Origin of the sequence: Vibrio sp. SG41-7, assembly GCF_014164465.1 — a bacterium.
Taxonomy (GTDB): domain Bacteria; phylum Pseudomonadota; class Gammaproteobacteria; order Enterobacterales; family Vibrionaceae; genus Vibrio; species Vibrio splendidus.
The window spans coordinates 1-18,266 of record NZ_JACJFF010000008.1 but is presented as its reverse complement, the minus strand read 5'-3'; the positions used below and the strand labels follow the sequence as shown (position 1 = coordinate 18,266).

General features: G+C 44.0%; 17 protein-coding genes. 12 read left to right on the top strand and 5 right to left on the bottom strand.

The window, feature by feature from the left end:
• Positions 1 to 31: 31 nt before the first annotated feature.
• The 3 genes from H5300_RS03595 to H5300_RS03585 are packed head-to-tail and all read right to left on the bottom strand — an operon-like array spanning position 32 to position 2,884.
• Positions 32 to 850 carry a DUF2861 family protein gene (locus tag H5300_RS03595; RefSeq protein WP_019350986.1) on the bottom strand — a complete coding sequence of 273 codons (819 nt, stop codon included), beginning with the start codon at positions 848 to 850 and terminating at the stop codon, positions 32 to 34.
• Positions 847 to 1,497: a response regulator transcription factor gene (locus tag H5300_RS03590; RefSeq protein ID WP_182795438.1), complete on the bottom strand. Its 651-nt coding sequence runs from the start codon at positions 1,495 to 1,497 to the stop codon at positions 847 to 849. The genes H5300_RS03595 and H5300_RS03590 overlap by 4 nt, the downstream gene beginning before the upstream one ends.
• Complete coding sequence (locus tag H5300_RS03585) at positions 1,475 to 2,884, bottom strand: DUF3404 domain-containing protein (protein ID WP_182795437.1); 1,410 nt, start codon at positions 2,882 to 2,884, stop codon at positions 1,475 to 1,477. The genes H5300_RS03590 and H5300_RS03585 overlap by 23 nt, the downstream gene beginning before the upstream one ends.
• A gap of 243 nt (positions 2,885 to 3,127) precedes the next feature.
• Here H5300_RS03585 and H5300_RS03580 point away from each other — a divergent pair, with 243 nt between their 5' ends.
• Positions 3,128 to 3,661 carry a YbhB/YbcL family Raf kinase inhibitor-like protein gene (locus H5300_RS03580; RefSeq protein WP_182795436.1) on the top strand — a complete coding sequence of 178 codons (534 nt, stop codon included), beginning with the start codon at positions 3,128 to 3,130 and terminating at the stop codon, positions 3,659 to 3,661.
• Between the two features lie 96 nt (positions 3,662 to 3,757).
• A complete protein-coding gene (locus tag H5300_RS03575) occupies positions 3,758 to 4,570 on the top strand; it encodes a helix-turn-helix transcriptional regulator (protein WP_182795435.1) in 813 nt (270 codons plus the stop codon).
• Between the two features lie 14 nt (positions 4,571 to 4,584).
• On the opposite strand, the gene H5300_RS03570 is transcribed toward H5300_RS03575, so the two are convergent.
• Entirely contained in the window at positions 4,585 to 5,778 is a 1,194-nt protein-coding gene (locus H5300_RS03570) for an MFS transporter (RefSeq protein WP_182795434.1), read from the bottom strand.
• 133 nt (positions 5,779 to 5,911) lie between these two features.
• Between H5300_RS03570 and H5300_RS03565 the strand changes: the two genes are divergently transcribed.
• The 8 genes from H5300_RS03565 to H5300_RS03530 all read left to right on the top strand — a co-directional run bounded on the left by H5300_RS03565 (position 5,912) and on the right by H5300_RS03530 (position 15,296).
• Positions 5,912 to 7,243: a D-serine ammonia-lyase gene (locus H5300_RS03565; RefSeq protein WP_182795433.1), complete on the top strand. Its 1,332-nt coding sequence runs from the start codon at positions 5,912 to 5,914 to the stop codon at positions 7,241 to 7,243.
• A gap of 267 nt (positions 7,244 to 7,510) precedes the next feature.
• Entirely contained in the window at positions 7,511 to 8,311 is an 801-nt protein-coding gene (locus H5300_RS03560; protein ID WP_182795432.1) for a hypothetical protein, read from the top strand.
• A gap of 255 nt (positions 8,312 to 8,566) precedes the next feature.
• Positions 8,567 to 9,628, top strand: a complete 1,062-nt coding sequence (gene trpS, locus H5300_RS03555) for a tryptophan--tRNA ligase (RefSeq protein ID WP_182795431.1) — start codon at positions 8,567 to 8,569, stop codon at positions 9,626 to 9,628.
• A 308-nt stretch (positions 9,629 to 9,936) separates the two neighbouring features.
• Positions 9,937 to 11,955: a M4 family metallopeptidase gene (locus tag H5300_RS03550; RefSeq protein WP_182795430.1), complete on the top strand. Its 2,019-nt coding sequence runs from the start codon at positions 9,937 to 9,939 to the stop codon at positions 11,953 to 11,955.
• Positions 11,956 to 12,146: 191 nt separating this feature from the next.
• A complete protein-coding gene (locus tag H5300_RS03545; RefSeq protein WP_108149634.1) occupies positions 12,147 to 12,524 on the top strand; it encodes a VOC family protein in 378 nt (125 codons plus the stop codon).
• A 136-nt stretch (positions 12,525 to 12,660) separates the two neighbouring features.
• Positions 12,661 to 13,140, top strand: coding sequence for a hypothetical protein (locus tag H5300_RS03540; protein ID WP_182795429.1), 480 nt, complete (start codon positions 12,661 to 12,663; stop codon positions 13,138 to 13,140).
• Between the two features lie 357 nt (positions 13,141 to 13,497).
• Positions 13,498 to 14,358, top strand: a complete 861-nt coding sequence (locus H5300_RS03535; RefSeq protein ID WP_182795428.1) for a delta-class carbonic anhydrase — start codon at positions 13,498 to 13,500, stop codon at positions 14,356 to 14,358.
• A gap of 311 nt (positions 14,359 to 14,669) precedes the next feature.
• Positions 14,670 to 15,296 carry a LysE family translocator gene (locus H5300_RS03530; RefSeq protein ID WP_017079152.1) on the top strand — a complete coding sequence of 209 codons (627 nt, stop codon included), beginning with the start codon at positions 14,670 to 14,672 and terminating at the stop codon, positions 15,294 to 15,296.
• Positions 15,297 to 15,372: 76 nt separating this feature from the next.
• Here the strand turns inward: H5300_RS03530 and H5300_RS03525 are convergent, their stop codons facing one another.
• Complete coding sequence (locus H5300_RS03525) at positions 15,373 to 15,978, bottom strand: short chain dehydrogenase (RefSeq protein ID WP_061022983.1); 606 nt, start codon at positions 15,976 to 15,978, stop codon at positions 15,373 to 15,375.
• Positions 15,979 to 16,130: 152 nt separating this feature from the next.
• Here H5300_RS03525 and H5300_RS03520 point away from each other — a divergent pair, with 152 nt between their 5' ends.
• Positions 16,131 to 17,018, top strand: coding sequence for a LysR family transcriptional regulator (locus H5300_RS03520; RefSeq protein WP_108122605.1), 888 nt, complete (start codon positions 16,131 to 16,133; stop codon positions 17,016 to 17,018).
• Positions 17,019 to 17,167: 149 nt separating this feature from the next.
• A complete protein-coding gene (locus H5300_RS03515) occupies positions 17,168 to 18,118 on the top strand; it encodes a LysR family transcriptional regulator (RefSeq protein ID WP_054541129.1) in 951 nt (316 codons plus the stop codon).
• Positions 18,119 to 18,266 lie beyond the last annotated feature (148 nt).

Below are 18,266 nucleotides of genomic sequence, written 5' to 3'. Positions count from 1 at the left end.
TAGTTTCTAATCTTCTTCTGAAAGCACTCCATTAGAAAGGCACCGCGACACGCTGTACATATTGGACTTCAATCGCGCCTTGGTATTCAAACATTTCAACCGAGGCACTCAAATGTTTGGCATTAGTCCCTAGCGGGCTTTCTGTGGGAACGGGTGCTTGCGCTGTCTTGATTGGCACTTTGTAGCCTAACAGGTTGTAGTTCTCATCGAACCATTGCCAACTCACATTGGCGTTAGGGCAGTTGTCGATCACCTTCGGTGGCGTGATCACGATATGTGGTTCGCTGAGTTTACTTTCGAGTGTTAACCATCGCTTGCTGTTGTCTAAAGCGACAACAATAGGATAGTGGTTTGAACCTATCTTTAGTTGATAAACACCAGATTCGGGTTTGATAAACATTTCACTGGTCTCAATCTCTTGATACTCATTGTTAGAAGCGAGTTGTCCATCGAGAAGGATTTTACCTCTTGGGGAAACCAGAGAGATAGGTTGTGTTTGGATTTTCATGTCTTCACTGAGTTGTTCTGCAGCGACTTTGATTTGATAACCTTGCGATGACAGGCCGTAACGTCGAATGAAGCTAACTTGAATGTGATGTTTCGTTTCAGTGTCTTGTCTTAGTGAAGTTCCGCATTGAGTTTGGCTCAGTATCTCTTGTTTAACTGGCAACCAAAGCTCACTATCAAGTGTTTGTTGATCGAGTGCGATTTGAAGCTCTTGCCACGCAACTTGAGGTTGTTCATCAAGTAGAGATTGATACGTATGTTGCAATGGCGTGTCTGTAAACCATGCCGCATTACACGCAAAGGACAATGCGCAGAACAGTGCTGTTAGAGATCTTACTTTCATTGTGATTCCCCAGCCAAACGATAACCAACTCCACGATGCGTTTCTAGATTCAGCGTTGGTAGCTTTTGACGTAACCGCAGTATGTGGTTGTCCACGGTTCGGGTACTTGGAAAGGCTTGATAACCCCAAATCTTATTGAGTAACTCATCACGATGAAACACACGACTTTGGTTCTGAATAAACAAGACCAATAACTGGAACTCTTTAGGTTTTAACGTGATCGGGCTATCATCCAAATAAGCGATTCGTTCAGACAAGCGGACTTCAATGTTGGCGTAATTTAGTTGGCTCACCCCTAACGGACGAAGTTGGGTAATGACTCGAGCAAGCAACTCCTCGTTTGAGAAAGGTTTAGTGACGTAATCTTTGGCACCTGCCATTAAGCCTTCTACGCGTTGCTGGACTTCCACTTTAGCCGTTAACACAATCACAGGAAGCGCTTTGAGGAGTAGCCAATTCGGCAGGTGTCGCAAGCTGTCACCGTCTTCGAGTTGTCGATCCAGTATCACTAGATCGGCGCGGAACCATTGCTTACTGGCACTCTCTGAATCCATCGCCCAAAGGCATGGGTAACCATTGGACTCAAAGAAGCTGACGAGGCCTTGTCCAAGTAGATGGTCGTCTTCAATCAGCAGTAGGGTGTTCATAAGCTATTTCCAAAATACATCGGGTTGGGTTACGAAGAATAATGAGACGGCCATTCGCTTGTTTCATCAAGTGTTCGACAATAGTGAGGCCAATGCCCATGTTGTCTTGTCTGTGATTGATATTCGGTGTTGCTCGAGATACAAACCGTTGCAGAAAAGAAGGGAAGTGACCTTCGTCTTGCACCTCAATCCTGAGCTTATCAGCGAGTTCTACCTTGACCAAAACCTCACCTATACCGTGCTGTTTAGCGTTCTTAATCAAGTTATCTAAGCAGATGGTTAGCCAGTAATACGGTAGGTTAAGTTCAGCATCACTTGAATCACATTGATACTCGATATTGTGCTTCTCACAGACATGATCGAGCCACTCTTCTAATGATGCATTTTGCTTCAACAAAGGCTCCGACTGCTCCGAACTTAGATACACTTTGCTGTTTTCGGTGAGTTGAGAGAGCCTTTGATAGTCAGAGATTAAACGCCAAACCGCATTTTGAGTTTCATCAGAAAAGTCATCGTAGCGATTTCTAAACATCTCGACGGTTAGACCTAGGCTAGTAATTGGCGTGCGCAGTTCATGAGTAAGAAGCTGTAAAACGAACTGCCTCTCTTTTCGTTGTTTTGTTCTTAGGTATAAGACTCTACCGAGTCCGGAAAGCAACGTTAACAGCAATGTAAAGATCAAGGTTTTCATGATCAGATTGTCATTGCTAGGCTCGCTTAAGCACACGTTGCTGTAACGAAAAGTACAGGTTTCACCCGTCAAAGATACCTCTTGCCGCTCTGCAATAGGTTGCCAAACATCTAAGGGAATGGCTTTCCAGCCTTGCTCGCCACTTAACCAAAGCACATCGTCCTGTTGCCAAGCTCGGTATCCACTGAGCAGTGCTTCTCTGCCTTGTGCACTTAGGTTTTCTAGCTTGTTATATAAAGGGTGCTGAGGGTTGGTAAGACTCAAAAATGGGCGTATCTGCTCGGTCACATCTGGGTAAGCGGCTAAATAACGATCAGCAAAACTGCCACCTGCAGGGTGTCGTTTGGAGTGTGCTGCAAACCAAATGGAATCCAATGCTTGTTGCTGACACAAAGCGAGCTCAAACTCGATGGCGTCATCTAATGAAGGGTTATTGCTTTCAATCGCTCGGCAGTGATCTTGTATTGACGCTAACGCTGCGATGTCGTCCCAACTGAATTGGTTGAAATCAGGATAGCGGCTACGTTCATGAAGCAGAACTTTCGGATACTGAGCCAACTCTTGTTGAGATACTAGGATTGGGGATGATTGCCAGCTCAGTTGATACAGGGTTTGCCACTTGTCTTGCAAACTTTGGGCATTGGCTAGAGTTGGGAGCCAAAAGATCAAGCCAAGGGCTAAGGTAAACCTGCGCATCCAATCATTCTCGTTAAAAGTCGTGGGGCGAGTCTAAAGAGTTTTGGACGTGATTTGTAACCTGAATGTCAACAAGTGTTCCTTTAACAACAAATTGTCGAGTGGGTCATGTTTTAAAATAATAAATTGAAAATACAGTAAGTATCATTTGAATGGATTAAACTAGGTAATTATGTACTTATTGTTATCATTGGGCGGATGGAGGGGACTATACTGGGCTCATACCTAATCAGAGGAACCACCATGAAAACACTCATTAAATCAGTATTGGCACTTAGTATCTTAACAGCGGGCTCGGCTCAGGCATTCGAATTAACGAGTAATGATATTCAAGAAGGTCACCCAATGGCGAAGACGTTTGAATATTCAAGTTGGGGCTGTGATGGCGAGAACTTGTCACCGCAGTTGATGTGGAAAGATGCTCCAGCAGGAACCAAAAGCTTTGCAATCACGGCCTATGATCCAGATGCACCAACTGAAAGTGGTTTCTGGCACTGGGTCGCGTTTGATATTCCAGCAACAGTGAGCGAGCTACCTCGTGGTGTCGATATCTCTAAAGTGGGTGGCAAAGAAGGCCGTATCGATTATGGAGCGGTAGGTTTCGGTGGTGCTTGTCCTCCTGAGAAAGATGGTATGCACCGTTATCAATTCACGGTTTGGGCATTGCCAACGGATAAGCTCAACCTAGACGAAAACACGCCGTCGGCTGTGGTTGGATTCACGTTAAACAGCATGGCTTTAGGCAAAGCGAAACTGACTACAACTTACACACGTTAATAGCTTTATACACGTTAGTAATTGACACAAGCTAATAAAGCGACCAGTTATTGATGCGATAGCTGGTCGTTGATAACAAGTAAACAAGGGGATGAGATGAATCATCAATATCAAGTGACGATCTTTCGTGCAGAGCAGTTACAAAAACTGCGCAATGTGAGGATTCTATCTCCTAGTGTCATTCAGATCATTACAGGTAGTAAGCGCCTGTTTTGGAAAGACTCAGCGGCCGAACTCTCACATTCTGAGCTGTTATTGTGTGAGGCATCAGCGTCATTAAGCTTTGAGAATATGCCCCACAAAGGGCGCTTCTTATCACGAGTGTTCAGCTTTCAATTCCAACCTTCTCAGGCGATGCTTGATTTAAGTGAGGAACGCTCGAATGATCTGGGGCTGCCTAAAGTACAAGCGGATCGTAGCTTACAAGATTCACTCAATGCTCTGTTTTCCTTTGATAGACAAAGCATGAGTAAAGAGACCCAGCAGTTTTGGTTGCAGGGCTTATACCAGCAATTAGCCGAAAAAGGGGTGTTGCATCGATTGTTTGTCAGTGCCAACGTCTCTTTTAGCCAAAAGCTCAGCCATTACCTTTCACATTCACCGGACGAGAAACATCCGTTAGAGTCGGTAGCAGAGCGCTTTGCGATGAGCCGCGCCACGCTTATCCGAAAATTGAAACTTGAAGGCATGCAATATCGAGAGGTTTTGGCTGAAGTTCGGTTGAGTCATGCGCTTTATCTGATGCAAAACGGACAGCAGAATGTGGCGATGTTGGCTCAGTCTTGCGGTTATCAATCGGAAGGGCGTTTTTGTCAGCGCTTTAAAGGGAAGTTTGGTTTGTCGCCAAGTGAATACATCAAAACCGTCGTCAGCAATACAGTCGCGAGCAATAAAGTCGCCACGCCATGACCATTCTGTTTGTCCTAAACGCTCACTTTTTTGTCTCGTGCTGCCAATGCCGCGAAAATCGTGCACGCAAATGCAACAGATGCGATCAGCAGAATGGGAACGCTCCAAGAGTCGGTTTGAGCATGAAGCTTACCCACCAGCGTTGGGCCTGTTGCTGCTAAAGCATAACCAATTCCTTGAGCCATACCCGACAGCGATGCGGCTTGGCTGCTATTCGCTGTACGTAAGCCGACAAAAGAGAGCGCAATAATAAACGTCGAGCAGTTGGCTAATCCAAACAGTCCCACCCAAAAGATCGCAAACTCAGGCAAATACAGCAGCCCAATCAATCCAATAAATACACTCGAAGTACAAAGCGTAATGAGCCATTGTTGGTTATCGCTTTTACCTAAGAACGGCAGTAAAAGCAATCCCGGAACCATAGTCGAAAATTGTAGAAATCCGTAGATATAACCCGCATCGATTTCGCTGTAGCCAAGGTCGTTCAAGATCTGTGGAAGCCAGCCTGCCAAAGAATAGAAGGTAAATGAGTTAAGCCCAAGAGCTAGTGTCACTTGCCATGCAACGCCACTCTTGATCATCTTCTTCATCGGAACTGGCTTTTCTTGATGCTTGTTATTGGTCGATGAAGAAGAGCGTTTTCTGATTTTAGGCAACCAGATCATCAAAGCTAATATTGGGAATATTAGGTTCATTAACAGTGCTAATTGCCAACCCGTGATCGTAAATAAGGTTAGATTTGAAAACGGCACCATCAAACTTGAGCCTAACGTCGAACCGATGCCCATCGTAAAAATGTACAAAGAAGTGACTGTCGCAATACGAGTAGGGAAGCTAATTTTCACTACAACGGGCAACAACACGTTACCAATCGCGATACCAAGTCCAATCATTACTGTGCCGATGTATAACGTCGGAATTGCTCCAAAAGAGCGCAGTGTAATACCCGTAGTGATCAAAACTAAGCCTAAGAGCAGGCTAGGTTCTAGACCAATTCGTTGAGATATCTTGGTGACTAATGGTGAAAATAAGGCAAAAGTTAACAGTGGCAAAGCTGTTAAGAATCCAGCAGCCGACGACGTAAGGTTGAGGCCTTCCATAACCTGAGAAAGCACAGGAGCCAAGCTCGTAAAAGGCCCACGAAGGTTAAGTGCTAGGAATAGAATCCCTAACATGACGAAAATGCTATTACGAAGAGAGGCGCTCATAGGTTGTTCTACTGTTTGCTTATGAGAAGACAGGCTAGCCTACAGATCATTGAATGATTACACAAATACCGTTTAAATAGGTTTACTAATGACTGAACCAGCGTCGCGCGCGCTTTACCAAAAAAGGTAATCCATGACCATATTGAATGTCCATAAACTCATCTCAGATTTCCCATTACTTCAACAATTGATTGCATTGGAAGAGGTGGTTTGGTTTAACCCAAATGTGACGACTCTGGAGCGCGGTTTGCCTTATGTGGGATTAAGCGAACAAGATATTCATGATGCGAGTTTGAGGTTACAAAGGTTTGGCCCTTATCTGGTGAAGGCATTCCCTGAAACTCATGTGATGAATGGCATCATCGAATCTGAGCTTATCGATATCCCTGCAATGAAGTTAGCATTAGAAGCTCATTATCAGCAGCCAATAAAAGGGCGTTTGATGATGAAGAAAGACAGCCATTTACCGATTTCAGGTTCAATCAAAGCGCGCGGTGGTATCTATGAAGTACTAACGCATGCCGAGAAGCTAGCGATTGAAGCGGGGTTACTGTGTGAGAGCGATGACTACAGTAAGTTGCTCGAACCTGAATTTCGTGACTTCTTCCGACAATACAGCATTGCGGTAGGATCCACGGGTAACTTAGGAATGTCGATTGGCATAATGAGTGCCAAGCTAGGTTTTACAGTATCCGTTCATATGTCGGCAGACGCGAGAGCTTGGAAGAAAAGTAAACTGCGAGAGCACGGTGTTAACGTGGTCGAGTATCAACAAGATTATGGCGTTGCAGTAGAACAAGGACGGAAAGAAGCGGAGCAAGATCCGCGCTGTTTCTTCATTGATGATGAAAACTCACAAACACTGTTCCTTGGTTACTCTGTGGCTGGAGAAAGGCTCAAGAAGCAATTCGAGCAACAGGGGATTGTGGTTAATGAACAGCATCCTTTGTTTGTTTACTTGCCTTGTGGTGTGGGTGGCGGCCCCGGTGGTGTAGCATTTGGCTTGAAAATGGCTTTTGGTGATCACGTGCATTGTATTTTTGCTGAGCCGACCCATTCGCCTTGCATGTTGCTCGGTGTTCATACGGGATTGCATGATGAGATTGCGGTGCAAGATCTTGGTATCGATAACCTCACCGCCGCAGACGGCTTGGCGGTGGGTCGGGCTTCAGGTTTCGTGGGGCGCGCGATGGAGCGCTTGCTTGATGGTTATTACACATTAACCGATGAACGTATGTATCAATTGCTAGGCGAACTGAACCAAGCAGAGGGTATTCAACTTGAGCCTTCAGCACTCGCAGGCATGCCGGGTGTGATTCATGTTGAGCAGAATAGAGAATATCTTGATCGCCTCGATATTGATGAGCCGACGCTAGCGAATGCAACGCATCTTGTGTGGGCGACTGGCGGAGGCATGGTGCCGAAAGAAGAAATGGCCGCTTACTTGGAAAAATCGTCGGTTTAGCCCTAAAGCGTTTATAAGCTAGCTGTTTGTAAACTAGGTGTTTATAAGTATAAGCTGTTGTAAATATCAGCGGTTAAAAGATAAGCCATGATAGAAGAGTGCTGTTTATCGGTTGAACGCACTCTTTTTTACTCCTAAATCCAGTCGTTATTCAAACAATAACTTGCGCAGATCGTTACCCGAAACACATATTTTATAAATTAGGCTTCTTAGATGTTCTAACTATCAGTTAGGTTGAGTGGCATTCAACTTGATAGGGATTTAGCAATGCAGACGGATAAAGTGATGCAGACAAGACACATAAACACACCAGAAAAATTACTACAGCGTTTAGATGCGATTGGGGAGTCTTTGGAAGCATCAGGTAAGGCTCATGCTTTACTGGGATTGGGCTCCGTAGGTATTGAAACAGAACGACTTGATCAGTATTCAGATGTCGATTTTTTCGCGATAGTACAAACAGGGCACAAGCAATATTTCTTAGACAGCTTACATTGGCTATCAGACATTCACCCAATCGACTACGCGGTGAGAAATACCGTCGATGGCTATAAAGTCCTATACGCTGACGGAATCTTTTGCGAATTTGCGGTGTTTGAACCCCACGAGTTAGCGCATATTCCATTTGCTGAAGGGCGCATTGTTTGGCAGCAACCTGAATTTGATACTCAGTGCTGTATCCCACCACAAAAAAGGGCGGCAGAAGCTAATTCGCAAGAGTGGATCATAGGCGAAGCATTAACCAATCTTTATGTGGGTATGTCTCGTCATAACCGAGGCGAAAAGCTGTCGGGCAGTCGGTTCGTTCAATCTTACGCACTTGATCGTTTGATCGATCTTGTGGATCAAACTGAACATTCTGAGCCTGAATTTGTCGATGAGTTTATGTCGGATAGAAGACTAGAAGCGCGCTTTCCTAAGTTTGCTCAATTGCTACCAACCTTTATCCAAGGTTACGAGCGCACGGCTGAATCGGCACTTGCCCAATTAGCGTTCCTCAACACCCACTTCACAGTCAACCAAGCTATGTGTGACCGAATCACTGAACTGTGTTCCAGTAAAGATTAAGCCTATAAACCGTTAATCTTAAACCTATTTTCTTAGCGCGCGTAAATAACAGTTGTCGCTCGTCTGTATTGTTGATAGGTTTTAACCATGAAATTTAATTCTGCTTCAACTTCAACTTCAATTTTCTTTTGGTGGTGCTCTCAATAGAGCAGCACGGAATACTTACATTCTTTAGCTGCTGGACGGTAGCTAAGAATGTCATCAAAAATGTCGCCTCTTTTTATCTCCAGTAGCCTTTTAACTTGGAGATACACCATGAATACCAACTCAAACAGCCATACCGACAGCAATAATATTGGCAGTAAGAACAATACCAACAAGCCAGAAATTATTCTGACTGGCGATAGAGCTACTGGGCCTTTGCATTTGGGTCATTACGTCGGTTCACTTAAACAAAGAGTCTCTTTGCAGCATATTCACGACCAAACGATATTGGTCGCTGACATGCAAGGGCTTACCGACAACGCCCATAATCCTTCGAAGGTTTCTTCCAACATTCTCAATGTAGTCGCTGACTATCTTGCGGTGGGTATCGACCCGACCAAGACCACGATTTGTCTGCAATCACAGTTGCCGGTGTTAGCTGAGCTCACCATGTTCTACAGCAATCTTGTTTCTATCGCTCGCTTTGAACGCAATCCAACGGTCAAAAGCGAAATTCAGAACAAGGAGTTTGGTCGCTCTATTCCAGCAGGCTTCCTCACTTATCCCATATCACAGGCGGCAGACATTACTGCTTTTAACGCGACTTTAGTGCCTGTTGGCGATGATCAATTGCCGATGTTGGAACAAACCAATGAGATAGTAAGAAAGGTTAACTCGCTTGCTGGTAAACCAATCTTAAATGAATGTAGGCCGCTTCTCAGCAATGCATCTCGCCTCCCTAGTACTGATGGTAAAAGTAAGATGTCTAAATCGATGGGCAACGCCATCAATTTGGGTGCAACAGAGAAAGAGATCAGAGCTGCCGTTAAATCCATGTATACCGATCCAAATCATCTACGAATTGAAGACCCAGGCAAGGTAGAAGGGAATATCGTGTTCACTTATCTTGATGCTTTTCACAGTGACGCTAACTATGTCAGTCAACTAAAAGAGCATTACCAAAGAGGTGGGCTAGGCGATGGACAAACTAAGAAAGTATTGGAAGAGTGCTTACAAGAGATGCTTCGTCCTATTCGTGAAAGAAGAGCTGAGTTACTGGATGACAAAGCGCAGCTGATCGATATTTTGCGAAATGGTAGCGAAGTCGGTAGGGAAAGAACGCAAAAGGTATTGTTCGACGTAAAAGGCGTCTTTGGTTTGAATATTTTGTAAATTTGAGAACTATTTTGAACCCAAAGTCATGCTCGGACGATTTAGCGTCTTTGGGTTCTCGTTTGATGAGAAAGGAGGTGATCTGAAAGCATGCTATCTATCGAAACTATCCAGTAGTAAATTTAACTAACCATCAGATTTCATTTATTTTTCTGACTGTATGTCTCAATTAGCTACCCTTCATTAATTATGTTTTGAATTAACATCGCATATGCAACTAAGTTAATTTTATTATGTGTAATATCTATCGTTAAGATGTGCGCTCATCGAGTTGATGAATTTATAAAACATAATTATAAAGGTGATGTATGCGTAGTACACATTTACTAATGCTATTTCCGATAGCTTTCACGTCTCAAGCTGCCAACGTTGTCGACTATTCAAAAGTTGACTTGTCTAAAGTGTTTAATAATACAAAACAAGGGTTTACAGCCGTAAGCGAGCCGCTTTCTTATCAAGATATAACCCAAGTCAACATAGATACAACAACGCTGTTACGTAAGAAGCAATTCCATTATGGAGTACCTGTCTACGGACAATCTGTGGTCGTGGATCTTTCTAAGCAAGGTATTGCAACAGCCGTTGATGGCCAAGTCTTAACAGGCATCGAGTCTGATATTGGTTCAACACTACCGCTGATTAACGCTAAACAAGCCGTTGAAATTGCGAAATCAAAGCACAAAGGTATTGCAGCAGCGACCATTCGTGACCCTAATACCGAGCTTGTTATCTGGCTTGATCAACAGGAACAAGCACGCCTCATCTACAAGATTGATTTCTTACAAACCAAAGGAATGGGGCCTTCAAGACCAATTACGCTTGTTGATGCGAAATCGGGAGAGTTACTCGATCAGTGGGAAGGCATTGCTTTCATTGAAGCTGAGGGGCCTGGTGGAAACGAGAAAAGCGGTCGTTACTACTTTGGTTCAAATACGGGATTTGGAGGATTTCAAGTTAACTCGAATTGCCAAATGGACAGCCAGAATGTTGTCACTCTGAACATGAACAATCAGCAGAGTTCAGGACAAATACATCGGTTTAGTTGTAACGGTAACAATGGCGTGAACGTTAACAATTATCGCGCAGTGAATGGTGCTTATGCGCCGATGAATGACGCTCATTATTTCGGACAACGTGTATTCGACATGTACCAAGATTGGCTAAATACACGTCCGATTAAGCAAAAACTCACGATGCGTGTTCACTATGGTTCAAACTATGGGAACGCATTTTGGGATGGTCGCCAAATGACATTTGGTGATGGCGACCAATCTATGTACCCGTTAGCGACATGGGATGTAATTGCCCATGAGGTGAGCCACGGTTTTACTGAACAAAACTCCGGACTTGAGTATCGTGGAATGTCAGGCGGTATGAATGAATCTTTCTCAGATGTGGCCGCTGCCGCATTAAGTGAATTTGTGCACGGTAGCTTCAATTGGAAGATGGGCGAGCATGTAATGAAAAATAGTGATGCAATGCGTTACTTCATTCAACCAAGCCAAGATGGTATATCTATTGACCACGTCAACCAATACTATAGCGGCATTGATGTACACCACAGTTCAGGGGTCTTTAATAAAGCGTTCTACTATTTGTCGACAAGTAATAACTGGGGTATTAAAAAAGCGTTTAAGGCCTACGCGACGGCTAACCAGCTTTACTGGACACCTAACTCGGATTTTCAACAAGGTGCTGACGGTGTCTGCAAAGCCGCTAAAGATCTTGGTTATGAAACCTCAGCTGTAAGTTCAGCGTTTAGTCAGGTAGGTATTGATGTTCAAAACTGTGGTGCGGGCCAGCCAAATCCTAACCCGCCAACTCCGAGTGTTGTAGAGCTAGAGATCAATACACCAACGCCCATACAAGGCGAAAGTGAGAATCAACAACAATTTGTGCTTAAGAACGCGCCGGCTGATGAAGTGTGGATTCAGACTTATAATGGCTACGGCGATGTCGATATGTACGTTGCAATCGGTCGAGCAGCAACGATCAATGACTATGATTGTTCTTCGACCAATCAGGGTAACCGTGAATACTGTGGTTTTAGTGGGATACAGGGAAGTGACGTATACGTGATGGCTGCTGGGACTCAAGGTTCGATGGATGCGTATGTTGCTGTGAGTGCTGACATAGAAACTCCTCAGCCTGAGCCAGAACCACAAGGCTTGTGTGACAACCTTCAAGAGTGGAATCCAAACTACTACTATCCTACTGGTGCGGCTGTTCAATATTATGGCCACCGATTCACCGCATCGGCGGACAATTGGGGTGCAGATCCGTTCGATAATTATTGGTATTGGGTATTTGAAGGTGCTTGTTACTAGTTAAAACGGTTTAAAGTGACGTAATACCTATGATAAGGGAGCGCAGTCAGTGCTCCCTTTATTCGTTCAAAGTGAGAAGTGAAGATGTACGCTTATCTTGTGTTAGTAAATCTAACATTAGAGTATGTAACTTAGCGTTATTCAGCATTTAATATTCAACATTTAGTAACGACGAGACAAGGACGATTAAATTGGAAATCAGTCATTTAGATCATTTGGTATTAACCGTGAAAGATTTACAAGTTACGGTCGATTTTTACCAACGGGTACTTGGAATGAAGCCTATCAAATTTGGCGAGGGCAGGTTGGCGTTGTCATTTGGAACGCAGAAGATCAATTTACACCTCAGTGGTAGCGAGTTCGAGCCAAAGGCGAGGCGTGTGCAGGTCGGTAGTGCAGATCTCTGCTTTATTACCAATATGCCAATTGCTGAAGTCGCCGAACATATCCAAGCGCAAGGCGTCGCGATAGAAGAAGGACCAGTACAGCGAACTGGTGCGACGGGAAACATTGTCTCTGTTTATATTCGAGATCCTGATGGCAACCTGATTGAAGTCTCGAATTATTAGTTTTAGACCTACAATCGTACGCTTTTCTTTACTCTTCAAGTACATGACATTTCACTTTTACGCTGCTCGGTGCTGGATGTAGTTAACCAAATAAATTACAATCGAACGATGTTTTATTAATTCGTGCTTTATCACTATGATGAGAAACTTACTCATATTCATCGTTAGCCTGTTTTTCTTAACAGCTTGCTCTTCAACGAGTCATCATCAGCTAGACGAGAATACATTGAGCAACGAAGACGCAATGTCGAAAAGCTTGGAAGAAGAGAGCAATATCGATGTTGCAACTGATACAAGTGCTGAGACCAACGTTGAATCTTCCCATGAATCGTTCGTTAATCATCAACCAATAACCGATCATGAATCAAACTCAAACCTTGATTCAAATAATGACACGATAACTCACGCCAATGCAGAGCCAGAATCAGTGCAGCCTTCTCAAGTAGCAGCGACAGAAACAACGGAAAGCGATGCTAAGAGTGGCGGTGAAAAAGGCATCGGAAGCTATTTTATTCGTCATAATAAACCGACTAAGACCGTGATTAAATCACTAGAGGGCGTGACAGATGCTTTGAACGTCATGACGTTTGGGATATTTGCCACCGGTAACGGTTAAACCGTTAACCAAGAATGCCAACCTAATAGACAGAATGAAACGTGAAGGCGAGCCCAGTGGTTCGCCTTTTTTGATCTTCTAAATCTGGCCACCGTTCTAACTAAGAATCGTGCTCACTTATCTGAGCGCTGAGTCAGGCGACGGTTAACGAAAATAGGAAATTATTAGTTCTGGAAGGGACTCGCCGAATTTACCCTGTTTGACTTGTTATATGCATCAAGGGTTCTAATACTCATCCCAAAGTAAGCAATGAAATCTAATCTTACAAAGACAAGTCTTATATTCACTTACGAGCATAGTAAGATGTTTGCTGTTAAGTCGGTTTAGGTTTAGTTATCAATATTCTAGGGAAGAAAAATGAAGAATAAGAGTGTTTTTTTAAGCGTCGCGGTGGTGATGTTATCTGCTCAAGCAAATGCATCTGACACCAACCATGAGTCTGTATCAGATGGTGTTATCGCAGAACAAAGAGCTAAGCTTTCTGAAAACACCCAAGGGCAAGGTTTTGGCCCGCAAGCCCCACGAGATTTGGGTTCATTAGAAGGAACAAATACCAGACTGTTTTCGGATGCCCCTGATTCAACAGCAATGAACTTATGTAATATTCACTTCCATAAGAACGCTGAGCATAAAGGCGGTGAGTTTACTCAATACGCTGGCAACGGTGATGGTAAGGGATTCCAGAGTGGATTTAAATACACAGGCAAGTTGAGTTCAGCTGAGCTGAAACCATTTGAGGGCAAGGTTTGTCCGAGCGATCATGGTTCTTTGCATTCGGGGGACACCATTGAAGTTCACTATGTTTATTCAACGGCGCAAGTCGAACCGGGCGAAACACTGGGCGCTTGTTTTAACGACGCGATTACCAATCCACAATTGCGTGTTGAAACTCAAGTCTATGTATTAGTTAATGACGATAAAGCTCTCGACTTTGAAGCATTAGCGAAACATTCAAAAGTGAACGGTTTAAACCAAGCACCAAATATTCCTCAAAATACGGGTTCAGCGATTCAATACGCAGGCTTTACAACGGGTCCTGGTTACAATGAGCAAGGTTCACCTTTCCAAGTAACATGGAGCGTTAGACCACAAGTCGCGAAAGTAAATATCGCGACAGTGGGTAGCTGGTGTGAAGGTAATGACTTTAACGAAGATCACGCCCACGGTGTAAGAAATATAGTCGTAAACCCAGAGTTACTGTCTCCAATCGCTAACTAATCTTGTCACGTTGATTTTCTATCATTGTTTTCGAAGGCGAGCCTCTAGGTTCGCCTTTTTTGTGTCTTAACGAAAAACACTTTGGTGACTGGTGACTGGTGACTGGTGATTAGTGATTGGTGATTGGTTTAAGTTGAAGTTTATGTTTGGGGTTAAGGCTGGGCTTAGGTGTGGTGGAGAAATTACGTGTCACACTTATTCAAAACATGAGTTGTGTTAAACGTGCTTAGTCAAAAACGTTCTTTACGCGAATCGAAGCTCCATGATACGTTCATGATCAATTATGTTGGGTTATAGGTAAGGACCGTCTAATGTCACTAGAAGGTGCGATTACATTCTTTATTGCCATGTTTATATTTGGTATTACTCCGGGGCCTGGCGTATTTGCCATTTTAGCTCGAGGCATGGTTAATGGTTGGCGAAAGTGCATCACTCTTTCGTTAGGGATGATATGCAGTGATCTTATCTATCTTGCACTTGCCTGTTTCGGTCTAGCAACGATCGCCGAGAATTGGTCGATTGCGTTTGAGGTGATTCGCTACGTCGGTGCAGCTTATTTGATTTACTTGGGCTATAAGATGTTTAAGAGCTTACCTGAAGTGCAAGGCTCTGCGGAACTTGCGGCCAAACAGAGTCAGAAATCCGAACTCGCAAGTTTCGCGCAAGGCTTTTTGATTTCAGCTTCAAACCCTAAAGTGATTCTGTTTTATATTTCGTTCTTGCCGACTTTCATTGATCTGACAGTTCTGCGCTCACAAGATATTGTCTTGGTTTCTGGTTTAGCATCTGTTGCTCTAATGTCCGGTTTAATGCTTATCGCTGTAGGAGCGGGCAGAATGGCAGGTTTGCTGAAAACGCCACGCGCGCATAGAAGATTAAATCAAAGTGCTGGTGGAATAATGATTGCTGCGGGCTCATATTTGGCGATAAATCGATAAACAAGATTCCTTAAGCAGAAAGGCGAACCGATGGGTTCGCCTTTTTAGTTGCAGGAAAGTATCTAATGTTCGTGCATTACGCGTCTACAAAAATCACTTCACCAGTAAGAAAACCATCGACCGAGCGCTCAAATGCTTTGCCAACAAGCTTGCTCGGTACAGGTTCAAAACCGGGCATCATTTCACCGTAAACATCCCATGCTTCAGCAAGAACGGTCGGGTTAATGACATTGATACGTGTGTTTCTTGGCATTTCATAAGCGACAGTCTTAACGAAGGTATCAATTGCTCCGCTAGTGGTTGCATCAGCAATCGCAAAAGGAATGGGTTTAACATTCAAGATACCGCTAATTAGAGTAAATGAACCGCCATCTGCAATGTACTTTTGGCCGATGCGAACAAGGTTGATTTGCCCCATCATTTTGCTCATTACCGTGGTCATCCATTGACCTTCAGTCATATCCACAAAGGTATTGTATTCGCAGAGGCCGACGGTGTTCACAACCGCATCAAAGTGTCCCACGTTCTTGTACAGCGCTTCAATTGATTGCGGGTCAGTGATATCGACGATGTGGTCGACATCGCCAGAGCGACCCGCTGTGATTACGTTGTGATTGCCTAACCCCATTAGTGCTGCTTGACCCATCTTGCCACGTGCGCCAATTAGAATGATTGTTTTCATGTTGTTCTCCGATCTGTATGTGTTTCGTTTCGATGGAAGAACTTTAATCAAATAGCTAAACAAGTAGAAACAAAGCTTAATTGTGAGTGTTACTGGTTTTTCTTGTTGAGTGTTACACTGACATGGAATCCAACTTCACCGAGCGAGTGCGTGTGAGCAAACTAGACCGATTAGACATAAAGCAACTTAGAGTTTTCCAAGCTTTAATCCGTGAAGAGAACGCCTCCAAAGCCGCGAATCAATTGGGGATGACCCAGCAAGCTGTTAGTGAGCATTTGAAGAAACTGCGAGAAGTGTTTGATGATAGGTTGTTTGTGAGAAAAACCAACGGCTTTGTTCCGACCACCTTTGCACAAGAGTTATCTGTCGGTGTCGATCGTTTACTGATCGACTTCAATTTATTGTTATCTAAAACAAACTTCGTACCAGAGAAAGCAAAAGGGACATTTGTTATTGCAGCGACAGATTACGCACAGCAGATCATTTTGCCGAGCTTAATCGCGCAATTAAGGGAAAAAGCACCGAACTTAAAGCTGATTGTGCGTGATTTTGAAATCGATAATCTGCATGAGCTAATGGAAAGCGGAAAGGTCAATTTAGCGATCGCGTTTCCGGACTACATTCCAAGCAGCTACAAAGTAATCAAGCTGTTTGAAGAGCACCATGTGTGTGTTGCATCTCCTCATGCTTCAATAGCACAAGCCACACCTTCATTGGAGGAGGTGGCTACTTATCCCACCATTATTGCTTCACCATCGCGTCCAAATTTCAAAGGATCGATTGATGAATGGTTTGGTCAGTTTGGGTTAAAGCGCAACGTGGTGGTCTCCGCACCGTGTTTCTCCATCGTGCCTATGTATTTAAACACCACAGATTCTATTGCGTTCTTGCCATCCAGAGCTATTGTAGGGTTCAATTTGGTGACGATTCCAATGGAGCGTTCCCCAGAAAACTTTGATGTGGTGGCTGCTTGGCACCCGAGGTATAACGAAGATCCACTACAAAAATGGGTCACATCCTTGCTCAAGATTGAGGAATAACGGGTATTAAAAATGACAGTAAAGTAGGGCGCATCTACTGAATCGCTCGCACTATTCAATGATACGTTTAGCCAGTTATCATCACTACTTGTTTGTTAGTCACAATGGTGCAATTATTTAACGAGTGATATTACTCGGATGCATGTCTTATGATGACTATCGAACAACAGCTTTCTCGGTTGGACCTAAACTTATTAGTGTCGTTGAGTGTTTTAATCAAAGAGAGGAACGTAACGCGCGCAGCCAATACTTTGTATCTGTCTCAGCCTGCGATGAGTCGTACGTTAAGTCGTTTGCGAGAGTTGTTTGATGATCCGCTGTTCTATCGAGAGTCTAATGGCTTAGTGCCCACGCAAAAAGCGCTAGAACTGCAAGCACCTTTAGAAGAGTTGCTATTGGCTATGCGAAGCCTAGTAACGAAATCTGCGTTTGATCCTGCTGAATGCGTTCAGACCTTTGTTGTTTCTGTACCGCCATTAATGAGTAGGATGCTTTCTGTGCCCCTTGCTGAACGGTTCATGCACGATGCGCCGAACGCGAGCCTTATCGAATATCCGATTGCGAAAACACCCACCAGTCAGCTGTTATCACGAGATGTGGATTTTACCATTCACATCGAAGCTCCAAGTAATCCAATCGAATTCCCATACGTGAGTCTTGGGCAGATCTATCCGGTATTTTATGTTTCTGAACATCACCCTTTAGCGAAAGCGAAAAATGTAACGCTTGAGCAGTGCCTCGAATCTCGTTTTGTTGACCTCACGCTAGATATTCGCTCGAATTACGGGCTGCAACACCCAGTAGACACTTACTTAGTTAAGAATGGAATGCAGAGAGATATCGCCTTTAAAAGCGGGCAGCTTCTTACTTTGGTGGAAGTGATGCAGAGTTCGAATACAATTTTGGTTGCGACCCATAAATTGACGGAACTAGAGGGAATAGGCGACAAGATAGTACCGATATTCTCTCTAGATAATGTACCCGAGTTAATGTTCGAGCTGTTTTTGATTGAGCATAAAAGAACCGTTACCAGCCCAGCACATCAATGGTTCAAGAACTTAGTCGTGTCCGTGATTGAAGACGTTGTTTGTGACAGTTGATCCCAACGTCTTTGCTAACACCGCAGCTTAGTTAAGTTGACCGCTTAGTTCAGATTCCAATTAAACCTAAACGGCGTTCTTCGGGTTTTGGGCGAATCATTGATGGCTTTTAACAGTGTTTTGGCCTCTGCTAGTGAAACTGAGAGGG

Coding starts and splice junctions, on each gene's coding strand:
- H5300_RS03565 (WP_182795433.1), top strand. CDS start 5,912: ATGACCATATTGAATGTCCATAAACTCATCTCAGATTTCCCATTACTT.
- H5300_RS03540 (WP_182795429.1), top strand. CDS start 12,661: ATGATGAGAAACTTACTCATATTCATCGTTAGCCTGTTTTTCTTAACA.
- trpS (WP_182795431.1), top strand. CDS start 8,567: ATGAATACCAACTCAAACAGCCATACCGACAGCAATAATATTGGCAGT.
- H5300_RS03515 (WP_054541129.1), top strand. CDS start 17,168: ATGATGACTATCGAACAACAGCTTTCTCGGTTGGACCTAAACTTATTA.
- H5300_RS03530 (WP_017079152.1), top strand. CDS start 14,670: ATGTCACTAGAAGGTGCGATTACATTCTTTATTGCCATGTTTATATTT.
- H5300_RS03550 (WP_182795430.1), top strand. CDS start 9,937: ATGCGTAGTACACATTTACTAATGCTATTTCCGATAGCTTTCACGTCT.
- H5300_RS03535 (WP_182795428.1), top strand. CDS start 13,498: ATGAAGAATAAGAGTGTTTTTTTAAGCGTCGCGGTGGTGATGTTATCT.
- H5300_RS03570 (WP_182795434.1), bottom strand. CDS start 5,778: ATGAGCGCCTCTCTTCGTAATAGCATTTTCGTCATGTTAGGGATTCTA.
- H5300_RS03580 (WP_182795436.1), top strand. CDS start 3,128: ATGAAAACACTCATTAAATCAGTATTGGCACTTAGTATCTTAACAGCG.
- H5300_RS03575 (WP_182795435.1), top strand. CDS start 3,758: ATGAATCATCAATATCAAGTGACGATCTTTCGTGCAGAGCAGTTACAA.
- H5300_RS03590 (WP_182795438.1), bottom strand. CDS start 1,497: ATGAACACCCTACTGCTGATTGAAGACGACCATCTACTTGGACAAGGC.
- H5300_RS03595 (WP_019350986.1), bottom strand. CDS start 850: ATGAAAGTAAGATCTCTAACAGCACTGTTCTGCGCATTGTCCTTTGCG.
- H5300_RS03585 (WP_182795437.1), bottom strand. CDS start 2,884: ATGCGCAGGTTTACCTTAGCCCTTGGCTTGATCTTTTGGCTCCCAACT.
- H5300_RS03560 (WP_182795432.1), top strand. CDS start 7,511: ATGCAGACGGATAAAGTGATGCAGACAAGACACATAAACACACCAGAA.
- H5300_RS03525 (WP_061022983.1), bottom strand. CDS start 15,978: ATGAAAACAATCATTCTAATTGGCGCACGTGGCAAGATGGGTCAAGCA.